The organism is Dyella kyungheensis (assembly GCF_049913195.1).
Taxonomy (GTDB): Bacteria; Pseudomonadota; Gammaproteobacteria; order Xanthomonadales; family Rhodanobacteraceae; genus Dyella; species Dyella kyungheensis.
Map to the genome: position 1 here is coordinate 1862089 of NZ_CP183983.1, position 16597 is coordinate 1878685.

Below are 16597 nucleotides of genomic sequence, written 5' to 3' on the forward strand. Positions count from 1 at the left end.
CAGATGCAGGCCATCATATCGCTTTTTGCAGGCGGCGCTTTCGGGTACGTTGCGCGGTGTCTTTTGTGACTTTTCCGAGTGCCATCCATGAGCAAGATCGACTTCAGCGCCTATCCCGACGAGCACGGGCGCTTCGGCAATTACGGCGGCAGTTACGTCGCCGAAACCCTGATGGCCCCGCTGGCCGAACTCACCGAGGCCTATCTGCGCCTGCGCAAGGATCCGGAGTTCATCGCCGAGCTGGATCGCGATCTGAAGTACTACGTGGGCCGCCCCAGTCCGGTCTATTACGCCGAGCGGCTGAGCCAGCACGTGGGCGGCGCACGGATCCTGCTCAAGCGCGAGGATCTGAACCACACCGGCGCGCACAAGATCAACAACACCATCGGCCAGGCGCTGGTGGCCAAGCGCATGGGCAAGCCGCGCATCATCGCTGAGACCGGCGCGGGTCAGCACGGTGTGGCCAGCGCCACGGTGGCGGCGCGCTTCGGCCTCAAGTGCGTGGTGTACATGGGCGCGGTGGACATCGAGCGGCAGAAGATCAACGTCTACCGCATGAAGCTGCTCGGCGCTGAAGTCGTGCCGGTGACGTCCGGTTCGAAGACGCTCAAGGACGCGCTCAACGAAGCGATGCGCGACTGGGTCACCAACGTGGCCGACACCTTCTACATCATCGGCACGGTGGCTGGACCGCATCCGTATCCGCTGATGGTGCGCGACTTCAACGCGATCGTCGGTCGCGAGGCGCGCGAGCAGGTGCTGGAGCAGTTCGGCCGCTTGCCGGATGTGCTCACGGCCTGCGTCGGCGGCGGTTCGAACGCGATCGGCTTGTTCCACGCGTTTCTCAACGACGAAGGCGTGCGCATCGTCGGTGCCGAGGCGGCGGGCGAGGGCATCGCGACAGGACATCATGCGGCCTCGCTGGCAGCCGGTCGTCCGGGCGTGCTGCACGGCAATCGCACCTATGTGCTGTGCGACGACAACGGCCAGATCACTGAAACGCATTCGGTGTCCGCGGGACTGGACTATCCCGGCGTGGGCCCTGAACACGCGTTCCTGAAAGATGCCGGCCGCGCGGAATACGTCGGCGTCACCGACGACGAAGCATTGGAGGCCTTCCATCTGCTGGCGCGCACCGAAGGCATTCTCGCGGCGCTGGAATCGAGCCACGCGGTGGCGCAGGCGATCAAGCTGGCGCGTGAATATCCGAAGGATGGCCTGGTGCTGTGCAACCTGTCCGGCCGCGGCGACAAGGACGTACATACGATTGCCGCCCGCGAAGGAGTGCAGGTATGAGCCGCATCGACCGCCGTTTCGCCCAGCTCAAAGCGGATAACCGAACCGGCTTGATTCCGTTCGTCACCGCGGGCGATCCCTCTCCGCCACACGCCGTGGCCTTGATGCACGCGCTGGTGGACGCCGGCGCCGACGTGATCGAACTCGGCGTGCCGTTTTCCGATCCCATGGCCGATGGCCCGGTGATCCAGCACGCCAGCGAGCGCGCCATCGAAAAGGGCGTGGGACTGGCCGATGTGCTGGGCTGGGTCGCCGCGTTCCGCCAGCGAGACGCTGACACGCCGATCGTCCTGATGGGTTATCTCAACCCCATCGAAATCCACGGCTACGAGCGCTTCGCCAGCGAGGCCGTGCAGGCCGGCGTGGATGGCGTGCTGGTGGTGGATTGCCCGCTGGAGGAATCGGCGGTGCTCGAGCCGTTGCGCAAGGCCGGCCTGCAGCAGATCCTGCTGGCGGCGCCGACCACCGCACCCGCGCGTATGGTGCAGTTGTGCGGGTCCGCCCAGGGTTTCCTGTACTATGTCTCGTTCGCCGGCATCACGGGCGCGGCACGATTGAGCACTGGCGACATCGCCGCCCGCGTGGCCGAGATCCGGTCGAAATCCAAAGCGCCGGTGGCCGTGGGCTTCGGCGTACGCGATGCGCAATCGGCCAAGGCCATTGCGGGCTTCGCGGATGCGGTGGTGATCGGCAGCGCGCTGGTGGAACGGCTGGCCGGTGCGGAAAGTGTCGACGACATCACCGCGCGGGCGAAGGAGTTCCTGGCGCCCATCCGCGCCGCGCTGGATGCGCATTGAGGACACGCTGCGTTCGTGACGCGGCGTCGCGTCATGAACGTTTGAGGTGTTGCGATGAACTGGCTCCAGAAAATCATGACTCCGCGTGCTCGCACCGAAGCCACCGGCAACGCCGGCAAGGGCAAGGTGCCGGAAGGCGTGTGGGAGAAGTGCGGTGGCTGCGGCACGGTGCTCTACCGTCCGGAGCTCGAGCGCAACCTGATGGTCTGCCCCAAGTGTGGTCACCACCACACCATCGAGGCGCGCCTGCGCCTTGACGCGTTGCTCGATCCGGGTTCGGCGCAGGAGCACTGGGCCAGCATGGAGCCGAGCGATCCGCTGAAGTTCCGCGACACCAAGAAGTACCGCGACCGCATCATCGCGTCGCAGAAGGCCACCGGCGAGAAAGACGCGCTGATCGCCATGAGCGGTCGCCTCAAGGGCCGTCCGCTGATGGCCGTGGCGTTCGAGTTCAGCTTCATGGGCGGTTCGATGGGCTCGGTGGTGGGTGAGAAGTTCACCCGCGCCGCCGAACGCGCGCTGGCCGAGCGCAGTGCCCTCGTGTGCTTCTCCGCCACCGGCGGCGCGCGCATGCAGGAATCGTTGTTCTCGCTGATGCAGATGGCCAAGACCTCGGCCGCGTTGGCACGCATGCGCGATGCCGGCGTGCCGTACATCAGCGTGCTCACGCATCCGACCACGGGCGGCGTGTCGGCGAGCCTGGGCATGCTGGGCGACATCAACGTGGCCGAGCCCAAGGCCCTGATCGGTTTTGCCGGCCCGCGCGTGATCGAGCAGACCGTGCGCGAGACGCTGCCCGAAGGCTTCCAGCGATCGGAATTCCTGCTGGAGCACGGCGCCATCGATCTGATCGTCGACCGCCGCGAAATGCGCGACAAGCTGGCCGACCTGCTCGGCATCCTGATGAAGGCGCCGCGCGTCGCGTAAGCGCTTCAACGCATTTTTAAAAAAACAGCGCCCAAGTGGCGCTGTTTTTTTGTGCAAAGCCCCCTCATTCCACTGTGGGAGCGCACCCTGTGCGCGACTGTCCTGCGCGCAACTTCCGCGCTTGCCGCATGGTTCCTACCTGAGGCTGCGTGTGTCGCGCACAGGGTGCGCTCCCACAGGTGCAGGCTGCGAAGGTTTTCCACAGCGCACGTGGATAGCTACTGCATAAGCCTGTGGACAACCCTCTTATCCCTCTTTGCCGACAACGGTTTGCGACACCGTGCTGATCTTTTGCTCATCACCACCGATGTTTTCCACAGCGATTGTGGATGTCGCTCGGGCAAACCTGTGGACAAGCACTGCAACTGATTGCTGTGCAAGGCGATCACTACGCGCTGATGAAGAAATGACCAGTGTGTTCGAAGCGTCGCGCGATGGTTTTCCACAGCAAATGTGGATGCAGGCGGGGGAAGCCTGTGGATAGGTTGCCTATCTCACTGATGCCAAAGCGATGGCGACGCACTGATGCGCAAATGCGCAGCATCACGCCACCAGCATATGCAACGGCAGCAACCACAACGACAAGGCACCGAGCGCGCTGCCGATCACCGTGGCCGCAATCACGTCGCTCGGATAGTGCAATCCAAGGATCACGCGCGATGCACCCACCAGGGCGGTGAAGGTCAGCAGCAGCGGTGCGAGCAACGGATACCAGGCCAGCGCGACGATGGTGAAGCTCACTGCCTGCAGCGTGTGGCCGGACGGGAAACTGAACTCGTCCAGCGGCGGCACGTGGGCGATCACTCCCGGGCACGCGCGGAACGGGCGCGGACGACGGGTCCAGCGTTTCAGCAGGCGGTAGAGCAGCAGCGCGGTGAGGCCAGTGATGGCCATCTGTGCAGCGGCGAGCAGGCCGCGGCGTCCGTCGAGCAACGCGAGCACGGCCATCAGCGAATACCAGAACACGCCATCGCCGAGCCGGCTGATGATGCCGAAGAACACGCCGACGGCGCGGCGGGTGCCCCAGCGGTTTGCCGCCACGCACATGCGGCGGTCGATGGCGAATCGCGGGCCTGCAGGCAGCTCAGGCGTGTGCAGCGGTGGCATGGTGCTCATGCGCGTTCTCCTTAGCCAGCTCAGCCAAAAGGTGCTCGAACTCGTTGATGACGGCAGCGGGTGAGAGATTGGCGATGCTCGCGTGCGCGGCGCGTCCCATGTGCCGGATCAGGCTGGCGTTGGAGGCGAGCATCACCGTCGATTCGATGAAGCTGCGCTCGTTGCCGGCATCGATGCGGTAACCGTTCTGGCCGGTGTGCAGGTGCTCGCGTGCAGCGCCTTCCTCATAGGCCACCACCGGCAGTCCGGAAGCGAGGGCTTCGAGAATCACGTTGCCGAAGGTTTCGCTGAGGCTGGGAAACGGGAACAGGTCGGCGCTGGCGTAGTGCCGGGACAACGCATCGCCACGCTGCATGCCGGCAAAGATGAAGTCCGGATGGGCTTCCTGCAGCGCGGCACGCGCCGGACCATCGCCCACCCATACGTACTTCGCTTTCGGCACCTGCTGCTGCACGGCGCGGAATGCGCGCACGGCCAGGTCGAGGTTTTTCTCAGGTGCGATGCGCCCCACGTACAGCACCACCGGCGTGTTGCCGTCGACGTTCCAGCTGTCGCGCAACTCGGCGCTGCGATGGCGCGGGTGGAACAGCTGCGTATCCACCGCGCGTCGCAGCAGGCGAGCCGTGTCCACGCCCAGCGCGCTCAATTCGTTCGACAGCGCTTCCGTCGGCACCAGGGTGGCGGCGGCGCGGCGGTGAAAGTTGCGCAGATAGTTGCGCACGATCGGGGTCAGGAAACCCACGCCGTAGTGGTCGGCATAGGTATCGAAACGCGTGTGGAAGCCGGTGGCGATGGGAATGCCAAGGCGCCTGGCGGCGCGTACCGCGGACCAGCCCAGCGGGCCCTCGGTGGCCACGTAGATCGCGTCGGGGCGCAGGCGCGTCCAGCGCTGGCGCAGCGTGTTGCCGGCCGGCAGGCCGAAGCGCAGGCCGGGATAGCGGGGCAGGGAGGCGCCGCGGACTTCCAGCGCGACGATACCGGGTTCGTCCTTGAAGGACTGCTGCTGGCGGGGACGAATCAGGTCGACCGTGTGTCCTTGCGACGCCAGTCCGGCGGCGAGGCTGTGCACGGTCAATGCCACGCCGTTGATCTCGGGTGGATAGGTCTCGCTGACAATGCCGATGCGCACTGGGAAATACCGTTGGCTGGCCCGGTGCAGGTTCCTCTTTGGGCGTTGCGGGGGCGTGGCGCGTGGATGACGCCCGCATGACGGCAGCAACGGCGCGCCCGGCGCCGCTGACGCAATCACTACGTTCTTCGCGGGTACACTCGCCGGACTTGTGATTGTGGAGTCATCTCGATGAAACGCTTTTTGCTCGCTGTGATGCTTGCCGGCCTGACCGGTGTCGCCGCTGCCGCCGATGCGCCCGGGTTACCCGTGACGAAGGCGCCGGCCGGTGCCGAGGTCTACATCATTTCGCCCAAGGATGGCGCCATCGTCGGTACCGAAGTGACCGTGCAGTTCGGTCTCAAGGGCATGGGCGTGGCCCCGGCCGGGGTGAAGAAGGAAGGCACCGGCCACCATCACCTGCTGGTGGACGTGAAGAACCTGCCCGCCGCCGGCCAGCCGATTCCCAAGGACGATCAGCACATCCACTTCGGCAACGGCCAGACCGAAACCACCTTGAAGCTGGCACCGGGCAAGCACACGCTGCAGCTGGAACTGGCCGACGAAAACCATGTTCCGTTCGATCCGGCGATCGTGTCCAAGCCGATCACCATCACGGTGAAGTAAGACTCCCCAGGAACACCGACACGCCCAGGCTGGCCATCCACAGCTGGGCGTGTCCGGCCACGCGGGCGCGCACGCCGCCGTCGAGCTGCACGCGCTGGGTCACCATCCACGCCACGCCGGTACCCGCTTCGGTGCCGGCCCGTTCGCCGGCTTCGTGGACCTGGGCCAGCTCCACGTATCCGGTGACCGTCTTGTTGAAGACATGGCTTTCGTTGATCGCGAGGGTGGACTGCTTGTCCTGGCCCTTGGTCTGTTCCGCGTAGCCGCCGACGCCGTCCTGGTCGGAGAGCTGCCAGTTCACGTCCGCGCCCAGCAGATATTGCCGATGGTCGTTGCGCACCGCGCGCGCGCCGTCGGTGAACTCCACGCTGCCCAGCAGGCCCCAGGTCACCGGTGCATCGGACTTGTTCGGCGCGTACTTGAGCGCCAGCACCGTGTCGCCCCAGCCATGCCCCCCATCGCTGGCACCGTTGCCGCTGGTATGGATGGCATTGAACGGCGAAGTGCCCAGCTGCGCTTCGAACGGACCGCCCAGGCCCAGCCTGACCAGGCTGTCGGTGGTGTATTGCGACTGGATCTGGCCGCCGCCGAGGTTGTCCCGTGTCCAGGTGGGCAGGCCTTGCTCGATGGTGACGTCGCCCGCGTTGAGCACCACGGGCGTGAAGCCCAGGCCGGGGCGGTCGTAGCCCGGGTTCGTCCCGTCCGCCAGGGCAGGGCGCGCGACAGCGACGGCCGCGAGCGCAAAAAACAGCGTGGTTGGCCAAATATGCATTCGCCACCGGTTCTTGTTTCCGTATCGGTTAAAATTCCGCACTTCTCTCTTGTCCCCGTCCAAGCAGCCCATGACCGTCCGCACCCGTTTTGCCCCCAGTCCCACCGGTTTCCTGCATATCGGCGGGGCCCGCACAGCCCTTTACTGCTGGCTGGAGGCTCGCCGCCGCGGTGGACAGTTCGTGCTGCGCATCGAGGATACCGACCGCGAGCGCTCCACCGAGGAAGCCGTGCAGGCCATTCTCGATGGCATGAACTGGCTCGGGCTGACGCACGATGAAGGTCCGGTTTACCAGACGGCACGCCTCGAGCGCTACAAGCAGGTGGCCGACGAGCTGCTGAAGGCCGGCCTGGCGTACTACGCGTACGAGTCCAAGGACGAGATCGAAGCGATGCGCGAAGCCGCCTATGCCAAGGGCGAGAAGCCCCGCTACAACGGCTATTACCGCGACCGCAACGAGCCGTATCGTGACGATCCGAACCGCGTGATGCGCTTCAAGAATCCGCTGGAAGGCACGGTGGTGTTCGAGGACAAGGTGAAGGGCCGGATCGAGTGGGCGAACGCCGAACTCGACGACCTGGTGATCTTCCGTTCCGACGGTTGGCCGACCTACAACTTCGCCGTGGTGGTCGACGATATCGACATGGGCATCACCGAGGTGATCCGCGGCGACGACCATGTCAACAACACGCCGCGCCAGATCAATATCTACAAGGCGCTCGGCAAGCCGGTGCCGGAGTTCGCGCACCTGCCGATGATCCTCGGCCCGGATGGCCAGAAACTGAGCAAGCGCCACGGCGCCGTGAGCGTGATGCAGTACCGCGACGACGGCTTCCTGCCGCACGCGCTGCTCAACTACCTGGTGCGCCTGGGCTGGTCGCATGGCGACCAGGAAATCTTCTCGGCGGACGAAATGATCCAGTTGTTCGACGTGTCCGATGTCAACAAGGCCGCCTCACGCTTCGACGTGACCAAGTTGTCGTGGCTCAACCAGCATTACCTGAAGACGGAAGAGCCCTCGTTGATTGCGCCGGAATTCGAGTGGCACCTGACGCAGGCCGGCATCGACTTCAGCAAGGGCCCGAACCCGGCCGACGTGATCGTGGCGCTGCGTGATCGCGTGCAGACGCTGAAGGAAATGGCCGAGCGCGCGAAGATCTGGTACGGCCCGATCGTCGAATGGGACGACAAGGCGATCGCCAAGCATCTGCAGAACGACAGCGCCGTGGCGGTGCTCACCGAAGCGAAGAGCCTGATCGCGAACGTCGAGTGGAAGCCCGAGCCGATCCACGGCGTGATCGAACAGATTGCCGCGAAGCTGGAGCTGGGCATGGGCAAGATCGCGCAGCCGCTGCGCGTGGCGATGACCGGCACGCAGGTATCGCCGTCGATCGATCACACCATCTACCTGGCCGGCCGCGAGATGGCGCTGCAGCGTATCGACGACGCCATCGCCAAGGCCAAGGGGTGATCGCTGCGGCCATGCGCGGACTGCGCTGAACCGGCATGGACGAACTGCTCGCCAAAGCCACCCAAGGCGTCGACGTGGATTCGCCCGACGCCTTCCTGCAGATCTTCCTGAACCTGATGGGCCTGGTCCCCTGGGCGGCGTTGTTCTGGTGGAGCGTGGTGTTCGTGGTGGTGGGCGCGTTGCTGGGGTGGTGGCGTGGCCGCACGCTGGAGGGCGTGGTGCTGGCTCTGGTGCTGGGGCCGATCGGCTGGATCGTGGTGTGGCTCAGGCCCCGCCCCAAAGCCGTGCCGCCGCCGTTGCCGCCACGGCGCTGAACCGCCACTTGCGGATGCACGCTGCAGGCCTCACGTAAGTGTCGGTGTATGATGGCTTCCGAGGTGAATTCATTGAGTCAGGCTGCCGACAAAGCGCACACGCATCACCACCATCACCACGACGACGCGCAAAGCTTCGTTCGTGCGGTGGAGCATGCCAGTGAGGAACGTGGCCTGAGGCTCACGCCGCTGCGCAAGGAAGTGCTGGAGCTGGTGGCGGCTGCCGGCAAACCGGCGAAGGCCTACGATTTGCTCGACCAGCTGCGCGAACGCCACGGCAACGCGGCGCCGCCCACGGTGTATCGGGCGCTCGATTTCCTGCTCGAGCACGGCTTCATCCACAAGCTGGAATCGATCAACGCGTTCGTCTCCTGCCATCACCCGGCCGAGGCGCACCAGGTGCCGTTCCTGATCTGCGACAACTGCTCCAGCGCACAAGAAGTGTGTGACGAGCGGGTGGCCGAATTGATCGAGGCCCAGGCCAAGGCCTTCGGCTTCCGTCCGCAGGCGCAGACGCTGGAAGTGCACGGGCTCTGCAAGAACTGCCGCAAGAGCTGATACGCCGCTCGGGTCTTCCTGAACGGCCCGGCTGAAGGGCTTTGCGTTCGAGACGTTACAATGTAACATACGTGAATCGGGTCACTCGCGACCCCTCTGTGCTCCGCTCCGGTCCCCCCATCCGATGGAAGCTCCCCAGCAGAACAAGAGTCGCTTGTGGTCCCTGGCTGACAGGGTCGGTGCGATTGCATCGTTCCTGTGTGCCATCCATTGCGCGGCTCTCCCGTTCGTCCTCGCCTTGCTCCCGTTCGTCGGCCTCGAATTCCTGGCCGACCATGCGTTCGAGCGCGGCTTCGTGCTGTTCGCCAGCGCGCTGGCGATAGTCAGCCTGGTCATCGGCTATCGACGTCATCACCGCCCGTTGGCGCTGTTGTTGGCATTGCCGGGTCTGGCCCTGCTGATCATGGGCGTCACCTTCGCCGAGCACTACGGCATCGCGCTGCACAGCGTGATGGTGACCTGCGGTGGTTTGCTGGTGGCCGGCGCGCACTTCGTGAACCTGCGCACGCACCGCTCGCTGCACGTGCACAGTGCCCAATGCGCGCACTGAGCATCGCGGCAGATCACGTCGTGATTGTGTAACGGGGCCGCTGATTCCTAGCATTTGCCCATGAGTTCAGCTCACGCGCACACCCACGATGATCACGATCATGATCATGATCATGACCACGCCCACGGTCATGCGCACGATCACGCGCATGCGCACGGCGGCGTCACCGGTCGTGAAAAGAAACTGATCTTCGCCTTCGTGCTCACCACCCTGATGATGGTGGTGGAGATGGTGGGCGGTGTGTTTTCCGGCTCGCTGGCACTGGTGGCAGATGGCGGCCACATGCTGATCGATGCGCTGGCATTGTTGCTCGCCATTGCAGGTGCGTGGTTTGCCCGCCGACCGGCGGACGCGCGCCGCACTTACGGTTACGGACGCCTGGAAGTCCTGGCCGGCTTCGTCAACGCACTCACCCAGTTCGTGCTGGTCGCGTTCATTGCGTACGAAGCGATCACGCGACTGTTCGAACCCACGCACATTCTCTCCGGCCTGATGCTGGTGGTGGCCTTGATCGGCCTGGTGGTCAACGTGCTGGTGCTGAGCACGCTGCATGGGCATGCGCATGACGACGTGAATCTTGCCGGCGCCACGCTGCATGTGATCGGCGATCTGCTCGGTTCCCTGGCCGCCGTCGTGGCCGCGCTGCTGGTGCGCTGGTTGGCCTGGAACTGGGCCGATCCGGTGCTTTCCCTGCTGGTGTCGCTGCTGATCCTCAACAGCGCGTGGCGACTGTTGCGTCGTTCCTCGCACATCCTGCTGGAAGGCGTGCCGGAAGGCATGAACACCGAGGAAGTGGAAGCGGCGCTGCGTGGTGCGGATGCGTCCATCCGTGACGTGCACCATCTGCATGTCTGGCAGCTGGCCTCGGGCTCGCGCATGGCCACCCTGCATGCCGAACTGCATGAAGGCACCGGCAGCGCGCAGGCCATCCTGGCCATCAATCGCGTCCTGGCTGAACGTTTCAGCATTCAGCATGTGACCGTGCAGGTCGATTCCGGCGATTGTCCCGACGAAAAGCGCGGCTGCGCCGGCCCGGGTTGCCGCTGACTATTGCGCTTTGGGCTGTCGCTGATACGATGGTCGGCCGTATACATCCCAACGAATCAAGGAGTTCCCCATGGGCAAGGGCGATCGTCGAACCCGTCGTGGCAAGACCTACCGTGGCAGCTACGGCAACAGCCGCGCTCATTCGCTGCAGCCTGCTGTGGCTGGTGCCAAGGCAACCGTGACCAAGCCGGCAGCCGCCAAGAAGGCCGCGCCGAAGAAGAAGTCGGCTTAAACGCCAGGCTTCACGAGAAAAAGCCCCCATGCGGGGGCTTTTTTTATGGGCGCACTTCAGCTTGGGAATGACCGCCGATGAACACGTTCCGCAGCACCTGGCCGCCGATCCAGTAGCAGAGCTCGGCGGGCTGCTTGACGTTCCAGACGGCGAGATCCGCCCGTTGACCGGCCTGGAGCGTGCCACGGTCGCTGAGACCGAGCGCCCGCGCGGCATGCACGGTCACCCCGCGCAGTGCTTCTTCCGGCGTGAGACGGAACAGCGTACAGGCCATGCCGGCGGCGAGGCGCAGCGATAGCAGGGGCGAGGTACCGGGGTTGCAGTCGGTGGCGATGGCCATGGCGACGCCGTGCTCGCGTAAACCAGCGATCGGGGGCAGCTTGGTCTCGCGCAGCGCATAGAAGGCGCCAGGCAAGAGCACGGCGACCGTGCCTGCAGCGGCCATGGCGCGGATGCCGCTGTCGCTGAGGTATTCGAGATGATCCGCCGACAAGCCGCGATAGCGTGCCACCAGTGCGGCGCCGTCGAGATCCGACAACTGCTCCGCATGCAGTTTCACCGGCAAGCCGAGTTCCGTGGCGCGGTCGAATACGCGCCGCGTTTCCTCGGGCGTGAACCCAATGTTCTCGCAAAACGCGTCGACGGCATCGACCAGGCCTTCGGCGGCGAGGGCGGGAAGCATCTCGTCGCACACCAGCGATACGTAGGCTATGCGGTTCTCGCGGTATTCGGGCGGCAACGCATGCAGGCCGAGGAAGCTCGTGCGCACGGTGATGCCCAGCGCATTGCCGATGCGTCGTGCCACGCGCAGCATGCGGCGCTCGGTTTCTTGATCCAGGCCGTAGCCGGATTTGATTTCCAGCGCGGTGACGCCATCGGCGAGCAAGGCATGGGCGCGCGGCAACGCTTGCACGAACAGTTCGTCTTCGCTCGCCTCGCGGGTGGCTTTCACGGTCGACACGATGCCGCCGCCAGCGCGGGCGATTTCTTCGTAACTGGCGCCGTTGAGGCGCAGATCAAATTCGTGCGCGCGGTTGCCGCCGAATACCAGATGCGTGTGGCAGTCGATCAGGCCGGGCGTGATCACCGCGCCGCCGAGATCCTCCATGTGCGAAGCGAGTGCCAGCGCATCGCCGGGCAGATCGTCCTGCGCGCCCACCCATGCGATATGCCCTTCGTGCATGGCGATGGCGCCGCGTTCAATCAAGCCATACGGCGCATCGCCCGCGAAAGTCGCCAGCGTGGCGTTGATCAGCAAGTGGTCCCAGCGTTGCGTCATGACGGTCGATGATCGGTGGAGGAAGGATCGATAGGAAGTGGCGGTGTCGCCGGATCTTCCACGAGGGCTTGTTCGTCGTCTTGCTGCGTCTCTTCGGCCGCACGACGGGCCAGTTCCAGTTCGTAGCCATGGATCAGCTTGTCGGCCAGCTCGCGGTAGACCGGCTTGCGCGAGAACAGCGACGAAGCGGCGCGCGCGATCAGGCAGGTGGCCATGATCGGCAGCACCATCTGCTGGTTGTCGGTGAGCTCCATCGAAATCACCGTGGCGGTCAGCGGTGCCTGCGTGACGCCGGCCAGATAGGCGGCCATGGCGAGCAGCGCGACCGCCGAAGGATCGACGCCGGGAAGAATGGTGGAGAGGTTGTTGCCCAGGCCCGCGCCCACCGCGAGTGCAGGCGAGAAGATGCCGCCCGGAATGCCCGCCCAGTACGAGGCGACGTTGCCCAGGAACTTCAGCACGCCGAAGCTGGTTACCGTATTGGAATGGCCCTGCAGGATGTCCTTGGCCTGGGCGTAACCGGTGCCGTAGAGGCCGGTGTTGGTCAGCTGGCTGAGCAGCACGAGCGCAAGACCGCAGGCAGCGGCGAACAGCACCGGTTGCCGCGCACGCAGCCGGCCGATGAAGCCGCGAAAGCCGGTCTCGCTGGGCAGGATCAGGCGCGCGAACAAGCCGCCCGCAAGACCGCACACGAGGCCCGTGGCCAGCACCGCCCACCATGCCTTGCCCAGCGGCAGGCCGATGTTGAAATGGCCGAAATAAGCGTAGTTGCCGAGAATGCCCAGCGACACCAGGCCGGCGATGAAGACCGCCGTGAGCAGGATGCCGCTCATGCGATGCTCGAACGATCCGCTCATCTCCTCGATGGCGAACACGATGCCCGCGAGCGGCGTATTGAACGCCGCCGCCAGGCCTGCAGCCGAGCCGGCGAGAATGAAGCGGCCCGCTGCGGCTGGCTCATCGAAGCCAAAGCGTCGACCCAGTGTGTAGAGCAGACCGGCGCCCACGTGCACGGTCGGGCCTTCGCGGCCCACCGAGGCGCCGCCGAGCAACGCGGCCAGCGTCAACGCCATCTTGCCGATGGCCACGCGCAACGACAGCAGGCTTTGGCGAAAACCTTCGTCCTCGACTTTCAGCGCGGCAATCGCCTGCGGAATGCCCGAGCCGCGCGTGGGCCTGAGTGCGCCTTCGGTCAGCCAGGCGAGCAGGGCGAACATGACCGGTGTGATCAGGAACGCCCAGAAGCGGTTGTGCGTCACCACGCCGTGGAACACATTGAACGCCCAGTCGGCCGCCTGCGCGAAACCGATGGCAGCCAGGCCGACCAGCACGGCACCGCCCCAGAACAGCACGCGTCGCCGCCATTGCACGGGCGAAAACAGTTCCGATCTGGCGAGGCGATGGAAGCGGCCCGTTACCGACGACGGGGGCTGTGCGTCTTCGTCGAATTCGCTCACGATGAGGGCTCGGACTTGCGGGTCCAGCGCGTTTCGTAAAGATCGAAACGGCGATCCTTGAGGTTCTGCACCGCACCGGCATTGCGCGCGCGGGCCAGGCTCTCCAGGTGGAGGTCGGCGAACAGCACGGTCTCGATGTTCGGCGTGGAATCGGCGGCGATGCCGTCGCGCGCGAACGGAAAATCGCTGGGCGTGAGGATGCAGCTCTGGCCGTACTGGATGTCGAAGTTGTTGACGCCCGGCAGATTGCCCACGTTGCCCGACAACACCACGTAGCACTGGTTCTCGATGGCGCGGGCCTGCGAGCAATAGCGCACGCGCAGATAACCCTCGCGCACATCGGTGCAGAACGGCACGAACAGGATCAACGCGCCCTGGTCGGTGAGATGGCGCGCGACTTCGGGGAACTCCGAGTCGTAGCAGATCATCACGCCGATCGGACCGCAGTCGGTCTGGATGGTGGCGGCCGTGTCGCCGCCGGTGATGTTCCACACGGTGCGTTCGCTCGGCGTGGGATGGATCTTTTCCTGCTCGTGGATCGAGCCGTCGCGCAGGCACACGTAGCAGACGTTGTGGATGTCGCCGTTGGCCTGCTCGGTGGGATGGGAGCCCGCGATGATGTTGATGTTGTAGTGCACGGCCAGCCGGCTGAAGAGTTCCTTCACCTGCGGCGTGTACTGGCTGAGCATGCGGATCGAATTGACCGGCGACAATTCCTCGTTCTCGATCGACAGCAACTGCAGCGTGATCAGCTCGGGGAAGGTGACGAAATCCGCGTTGTAGTCGGCCGCGATATCGGTGAAGTATTCCACCTGCGTGGCGAATTCCTCGAACGAACGGATGCGCCGCTGCTGGTACTGCACCGAGGCCACGCGCACCATGTCGGGCAGGCGCTGGGTGGAGGGAATGGAAGGGATGTCGGGGTGATCCAGCAGCGCCGGATTGCGCCATACCAGATGGGCGGCGTAGCCGAGCGACTCATAGTCCGACGGCACGTAACCGCGCAGCAGGCCGACCACTTCGAATTCGTTGCTGAGCTGGAAGCTGAGCGTCTGATCGCGCCGCTTGCCTTCGACCACGGCCTGCACATACGCCTCGGCGCTGCCATAGCGCTGCAGGTTGCGGGCGAGCCCGGGGATGCGTCCGCCGAACACGATGCCGCGCAATTTCAGGTCGGTGCACAGGCGCTTGCGTGCCTGGTACAGGCGCTGGCCGATGCGCATGTTGCGATAGTCCGGATGGACCACCACTTCCATGCCGTACAACCAGTTGCCGTCGCGGCGATGACGCGAGGCCATGCCGCCGCCGGTGATCTGCATCCAGGTGTGCGGGGCGAGTGCGGCGGCTTCGTCGATGCGGAAGGTGGCGCAATATCCAACGATCCTGCCTTCGTACTCGACCACGAACTGGCCTTCGGGGAAATGGGTCTGCTGTGAGCGCAGCATTTCCGCCGAGTGCCCCCATTCGGGCGTGTAGACGCGGGCGGTGAGGTCGACCAGTGCGGACACATCGGCGGCCTTGGCCTGCCGCACCAGCAGCTTGGGAGTGTGTTCCTGGGATTTCTTAGCCATTGCCGCATTATGCCGCAGCGATGTGAACGGGGCGGGGTGAGTAACGGGTACACTCGAACTCTGTTCCCGAGGAGCCTGCGCATGGCAGCCACCATCTCGACCCGCTACGCCGCCGACCGACTGTGGACACCGCAGGGCTGGAGGTCGGATGCGCTGCTGGCCGTCGACAGTGGCGGCATGCTCACCGAGATCGGCACGGGCACGGGCGAGCGGTTGGGTCGGTGGGTATTGCCGGGCATGCCCAACCTGCATTCGCACGCTTTCCAGCGGGCGATGGCCGGCCTGGCCGAGCGTAAGGGTAAGAGCGACGACAGTTTCTGGACCTGGCGCGAAACGATGTATGCGTTCGCGGCCACCATCGGACCGGACGAACTGCAGGCCATCGCTGCGCAGCTGTACATGGAGATGGTGAAGAGCGGTTACACGCAGGTATGCGAGTTCCATTATCTGCATCACCAGCCCGACGGCACGCCGTACGCGCAGCCCGAGGCGATGTCGCTGGCGTTGATCGAGGCCGCGCGCGAAGCGGGCATCGCGCTGACCTTGTTGCCGGTGTTGTACATGAGCGGCAGTTTCGATGGCCGTCCGCTGGCGCCGCGTCAGCGCCGCTTCGGCCACGACGTGCCGTCCTATCTGCGTTTGCTCGACAGCCTGCGCAAGCACGAGAGCGACGGCTTGCGCGTCGGCATCGCGTTGCATTCGCTGCGCGCCGTGCCCGAAGAAGCCTTGCGCGAGGTGCTCGCCGATGACGCGGCGAAAGCCTGTCCGATCCATATCCATATCGCCGAACAGATCGGCGAAGTGCAGGATTGCCTGGCCACGCGCGGGGCGCGACCGGTCGAGTGGCTGTTCGAGCATGCGCCGGTGGATGCGCGCTGGACGCTGATCCATGCCACGCATCTGAGCGAGCGGGAGAGGGAGCAGATCGCGCGTAGCGGCGCAGTCGCCGGCTTGTGTCCCACCACCGAGGCGAATCTCGGCGATGGCTTGTTTCCGCTGGCCGATTACCTCGATGCGAACGGCACGCTCGGCATCGGTTCGGATTCGCATATCTCGGTGTCGCCGGTGGAAGAACTGCGCTGGCTGGAGTACGGCCAGCGCCTGGCCACGCGTCACCGCAACATTGCCGCGCGTCGCCAGGGCGACAGCGTGGGCGAGACACTGTGGCGGGCGGCCTTGCGCGGCGGTGCGCTGGCTTCGGGCCTGCCCATCGGCGAGTTGCGCGACAAGCTGCGCGCCGACTTGTTGGTGCTGGAAGACCGTGCTCCCCTGCTTGCGGCGCGCGACGAACATTCCATCATCGACAGCTTCCTGTTCGCCGGCAACACGCCGCTGGTGCGCGACGTCATGGTCGGCGGCGAATGGGTGGTGCGGGGCTTCAGCCACCGCGACGAAGATCGCATCGCCGCGCGCTACCGCTCGGTGATGGAACGACTGGTGCGGCGCTAGCCCGCTGCCAACAATCCATGCACGCG

General features: G+C 65.2%; 17 protein-coding genes. 11 read left to right on the plus strand and 6 right to left on the minus strand.

Going from position 1 to position 16597, the window contains the following annotated elements; translation table 11 throughout:
* Positions 1–87: 87 nt before the first annotated feature.
* From trpB to accD, 3 genes are read left to right on the plus strand one after another with little or no spacing between them, the layout of a single operon-like run.
* Positions 88–1296: a tryptophan synthase subunit beta gene (gene trpB, locus ACN9MB_RS08235; RefSeq protein WP_204635509.1), complete on the plus strand. Its 1209-nt coding sequence runs from the start codon at positions 88–90 to the stop codon at positions 1294–1296.
* Positions 1293–2093: a tryptophan synthase subunit alpha gene (trpA, locus tag ACN9MB_RS08240; RefSeq protein ID WP_426271452.1), complete on the plus strand. Its 801-nt coding sequence runs from the start codon at positions 1293–1295 to the stop codon at positions 2091–2093. The genes trpB and trpA overlap by 4 nt, the downstream gene beginning before the upstream one ends.
* 54 nt (positions 2094–2147) lie before the next feature.
* On the plus strand, positions 2148–3020 hold the full coding sequence (gene accD, locus ACN9MB_RS08245; protein ID WP_204635511.1) for an acetyl-CoA carboxylase, carboxyltransferase subunit beta: 873 nt from the start codon (positions 2148–2150) through the stop codon (positions 3018–3020).
* Between the two features lie 543 nt (positions 3021–3563).
* Here accD and ACN9MB_RS08250 read toward each other — a convergent pair.
* Positions 3564–4136 (minus strand): phosphatase PAP2 family protein, encoded by a 573-nt coding sequence (locus ACN9MB_RS08250; RefSeq protein ID WP_426271453.1) that lies wholly within the window; start codon positions 4134–4136, stop codon positions 3564–3566.
* Complete coding sequence (locus ACN9MB_RS08255) at positions 4105–5265, minus strand: glycosyltransferase (RefSeq protein ID WP_204635513.1); 1161 nt, start codon at positions 5263–5265, stop codon at positions 4105–4107. The genes ACN9MB_RS08250 and ACN9MB_RS08255 overlap by 32 nt, the downstream gene beginning before the upstream one ends.
* Before the next feature lie 171 nt (positions 5266–5436).
* On the opposite strand from ACN9MB_RS08255, the gene ACN9MB_RS08260 reads away from it, so the two are divergent.
* Entirely contained in the window at positions 5437–5871 is a 435-nt protein-coding gene (locus tag ACN9MB_RS08260) for a DUF4399 domain-containing protein (protein ID WP_204635514.1), read from the plus strand.
* Here ACN9MB_RS08260 and ACN9MB_RS08265 read toward each other — a convergent pair.
* A complete protein-coding gene (locus ACN9MB_RS08265) occupies positions 5858–6643 on the minus strand; it encodes a transporter (protein WP_204635515.1) in 786 nt (261 codons plus the stop codon). The two genes, ACN9MB_RS08260 and ACN9MB_RS08265, sit on opposite strands and share 14 nt — an antisense overlap.
* A gap of 70 nt (positions 6644–6713) precedes the next feature.
* On the opposite strand from ACN9MB_RS08265, the gene gltX reads away from it, so the two are divergent.
* The 6 genes from gltX to ACN9MB_RS08295 all read left to right on the plus strand — a co-directional run bounded on the left by gltX (position 6714) and on the right by ACN9MB_RS08295 (position 10815).
* The gene (gene gltX, locus ACN9MB_RS08270) at positions 6714–8114 is read left to right on the plus strand and encodes a glutamate--tRNA ligase (RefSeq protein WP_426271454.1); all 1401 of its coding nucleotides are present in this window, start codon (positions 6714–6716) and stop codon (positions 8112–8114) included.
* 35 nt (positions 8115–8149) lie between these two features.
* Positions 8150–8428, plus strand: a complete 279-nt coding sequence (locus ACN9MB_RS08275; protein WP_204635517.1) for a hypothetical protein — start codon at positions 8150–8152, stop codon at positions 8426–8428.
* Positions 8429–8491: 63 nt separating this feature from the next.
* Positions 8492–8986, plus strand: coding sequence for a transcriptional repressor (locus tag ACN9MB_RS08280; RefSeq protein ID WP_426271455.1), 495 nt, complete (start codon positions 8492–8494; stop codon positions 8984–8986).
* A gap of 124 nt (positions 8987–9110) precedes the next feature.
* Positions 9111–9536 carry a MerC domain-containing protein gene (locus tag ACN9MB_RS08285; RefSeq protein ID WP_204635519.1) on the plus strand — a complete coding sequence of 142 codons (426 nt, stop codon included), beginning with the start codon at positions 9111–9113 and terminating at the stop codon, positions 9534–9536.
* 60 nt (positions 9537–9596) lie between these two features.
* The gene (locus tag ACN9MB_RS08290; protein WP_426271456.1) at positions 9597–10583 is read left to right on the plus strand and encodes a cation diffusion facilitator family transporter; all 987 of its coding nucleotides are present in this window, start codon (positions 9597–9599) and stop codon (positions 10581–10583) included.
* 70 nt (positions 10584–10653) lie between these two features.
* Positions 10654–10815 (plus strand): 30S ribosomal protein THX, encoded by a 162-nt coding sequence (locus tag ACN9MB_RS08295; RefSeq protein ID WP_204635521.1) that lies wholly within the window; start codon positions 10654–10656, stop codon positions 10813–10815.
* Between the two features lie 43 nt (positions 10816–10858).
* On the opposite strand, the gene hutI is transcribed toward ACN9MB_RS08295, so the two are convergent.
* Genes hutI through ACN9MB_RS08310 form a run of 3 tightly spaced genes read right to left on the minus strand, consistent with a single transcriptional unit; the run spans position 10859 to position 15122 of the window.
* On the minus strand, positions 10859–12094 hold the full coding sequence (gene hutI, locus ACN9MB_RS08300) for an imidazolonepropionase (protein ID WP_426271457.1): 1236 nt from the start codon (positions 12092–12094) through the stop codon (positions 10859–10861).
* Positions 12091–13551, minus strand: a complete 1461-nt coding sequence (locus tag ACN9MB_RS08305) for a chloride channel protein (protein WP_426271458.1) — start codon at positions 13549–13551, stop codon at positions 12091–12093. Before ACN9MB_RS08305 ends, hutI begins: the two co-directional genes overlap by 4 nt.
* Positions 13548–15122: a bifunctional GNAT family N-acetyltransferase/carbon-nitrogen hydrolase family protein gene (locus ACN9MB_RS08310; protein WP_204635523.1), complete on the minus strand. Its 1575-nt coding sequence runs from the start codon at positions 15120–15122 to the stop codon at positions 13548–13550. The genes ACN9MB_RS08305 and ACN9MB_RS08310 overlap by 4 nt, the downstream gene beginning before the upstream one ends.
* Before the next feature lie 81 nt (positions 15123–15203).
* Between ACN9MB_RS08310 and ACN9MB_RS08315 the strand changes: the two genes are divergently transcribed.
* On the plus strand, positions 15204–16571 hold the full coding sequence (locus ACN9MB_RS08315; RefSeq protein ID WP_426271459.1) for a formimidoylglutamate deiminase: 1368 nt from the start codon (positions 15204–15206) through the stop codon (positions 16569–16571).
* The last annotated feature ends 26 nt before the right edge of the window (positions 16572–16597 follow it).

Bases quoted from the DNA above. Each gene is read 5' to 3' on its own strand.
- ACN9MB_RS08290 (WP_426271456.1), top strand. From the start codon at position 9,597: ATGAGTTCAGCTCACGCGCACACCCACGATGATCACGATCATGATCAT.
- trpA (WP_426271452.1), top strand. From the start codon at position 1,293: ATGAGCCGCATCGACCGCCGTTTCGCCCAGCTCAAAGCGGATAACCGA.
- ACN9MB_RS08310 (WP_204635523.1), bottom strand. From the start codon at position 15,122: ATGGCTAAGAAATCCCAGGAACACACTCCCAAGCTGCTGGTGCGGCAG.
- ACN9MB_RS08315 (WP_426271459.1), top strand. From the start codon at position 15,204: ATGGCAGCCACCATCTCGACCCGCTACGCCGCCGACCGACTGTGGACA.
- ACN9MB_RS08295 (WP_204635521.1), top strand. From the start codon at position 10,654: ATGGGCAAGGGCGATCGTCGAACCCGTCGTGGCAAGACCTACCGTGGC.
- ACN9MB_RS08285 (WP_204635519.1), top strand. From the start codon at position 9,111: ATGGAAGCTCCCCAGCAGAACAAGAGTCGCTTGTGGTCCCTGGCTGAC.
- gltX (WP_426271454.1), top strand. From the start codon at position 6,714: ATGACCGTCCGCACCCGTTTTGCCCCCAGTCCCACCGGTTTCCTGCAT.
- accD (WP_204635511.1), top strand. From the start codon at position 2,148: ATGAACTGGCTCCAGAAAATCATGACTCCGCGTGCTCGCACCGAAGCC.
- hutI (WP_426271457.1), bottom strand. From the start codon at position 12,094: ATGACGCAACGCTGGGACCACTTGCTGATCAACGCCACGCTGGCGACT.
- ACN9MB_RS08250 (WP_426271453.1), bottom strand. From the start codon at position 4,136: ATGAGCACCATGCCACCGCTGCACACGCCTGAGCTGCCTGCAGGCCCG.
- ACN9MB_RS08275 (WP_204635517.1), top strand. From the start codon at position 8,150: ATGGACGAACTGCTCGCCAAAGCCACCCAAGGCGTCGACGTGGATTCG.
- ACN9MB_RS08265 (WP_204635515.1), bottom strand. From the start codon at position 6,643: ATGCATATTTGGCCAACCACGCTGTTTTTTGCGCTCGCGGCCGTCGCT.
- trpB (WP_204635509.1), top strand. From the start codon at position 88: ATGAGCAAGATCGACTTCAGCGCCTATCCCGACGAGCACGGGCGCTTC.
- ACN9MB_RS08260 (WP_204635514.1), top strand. From the start codon at position 5,437: ATGAAACGCTTTTTGCTCGCTGTGATGCTTGCCGGCCTGACCGGTGTC.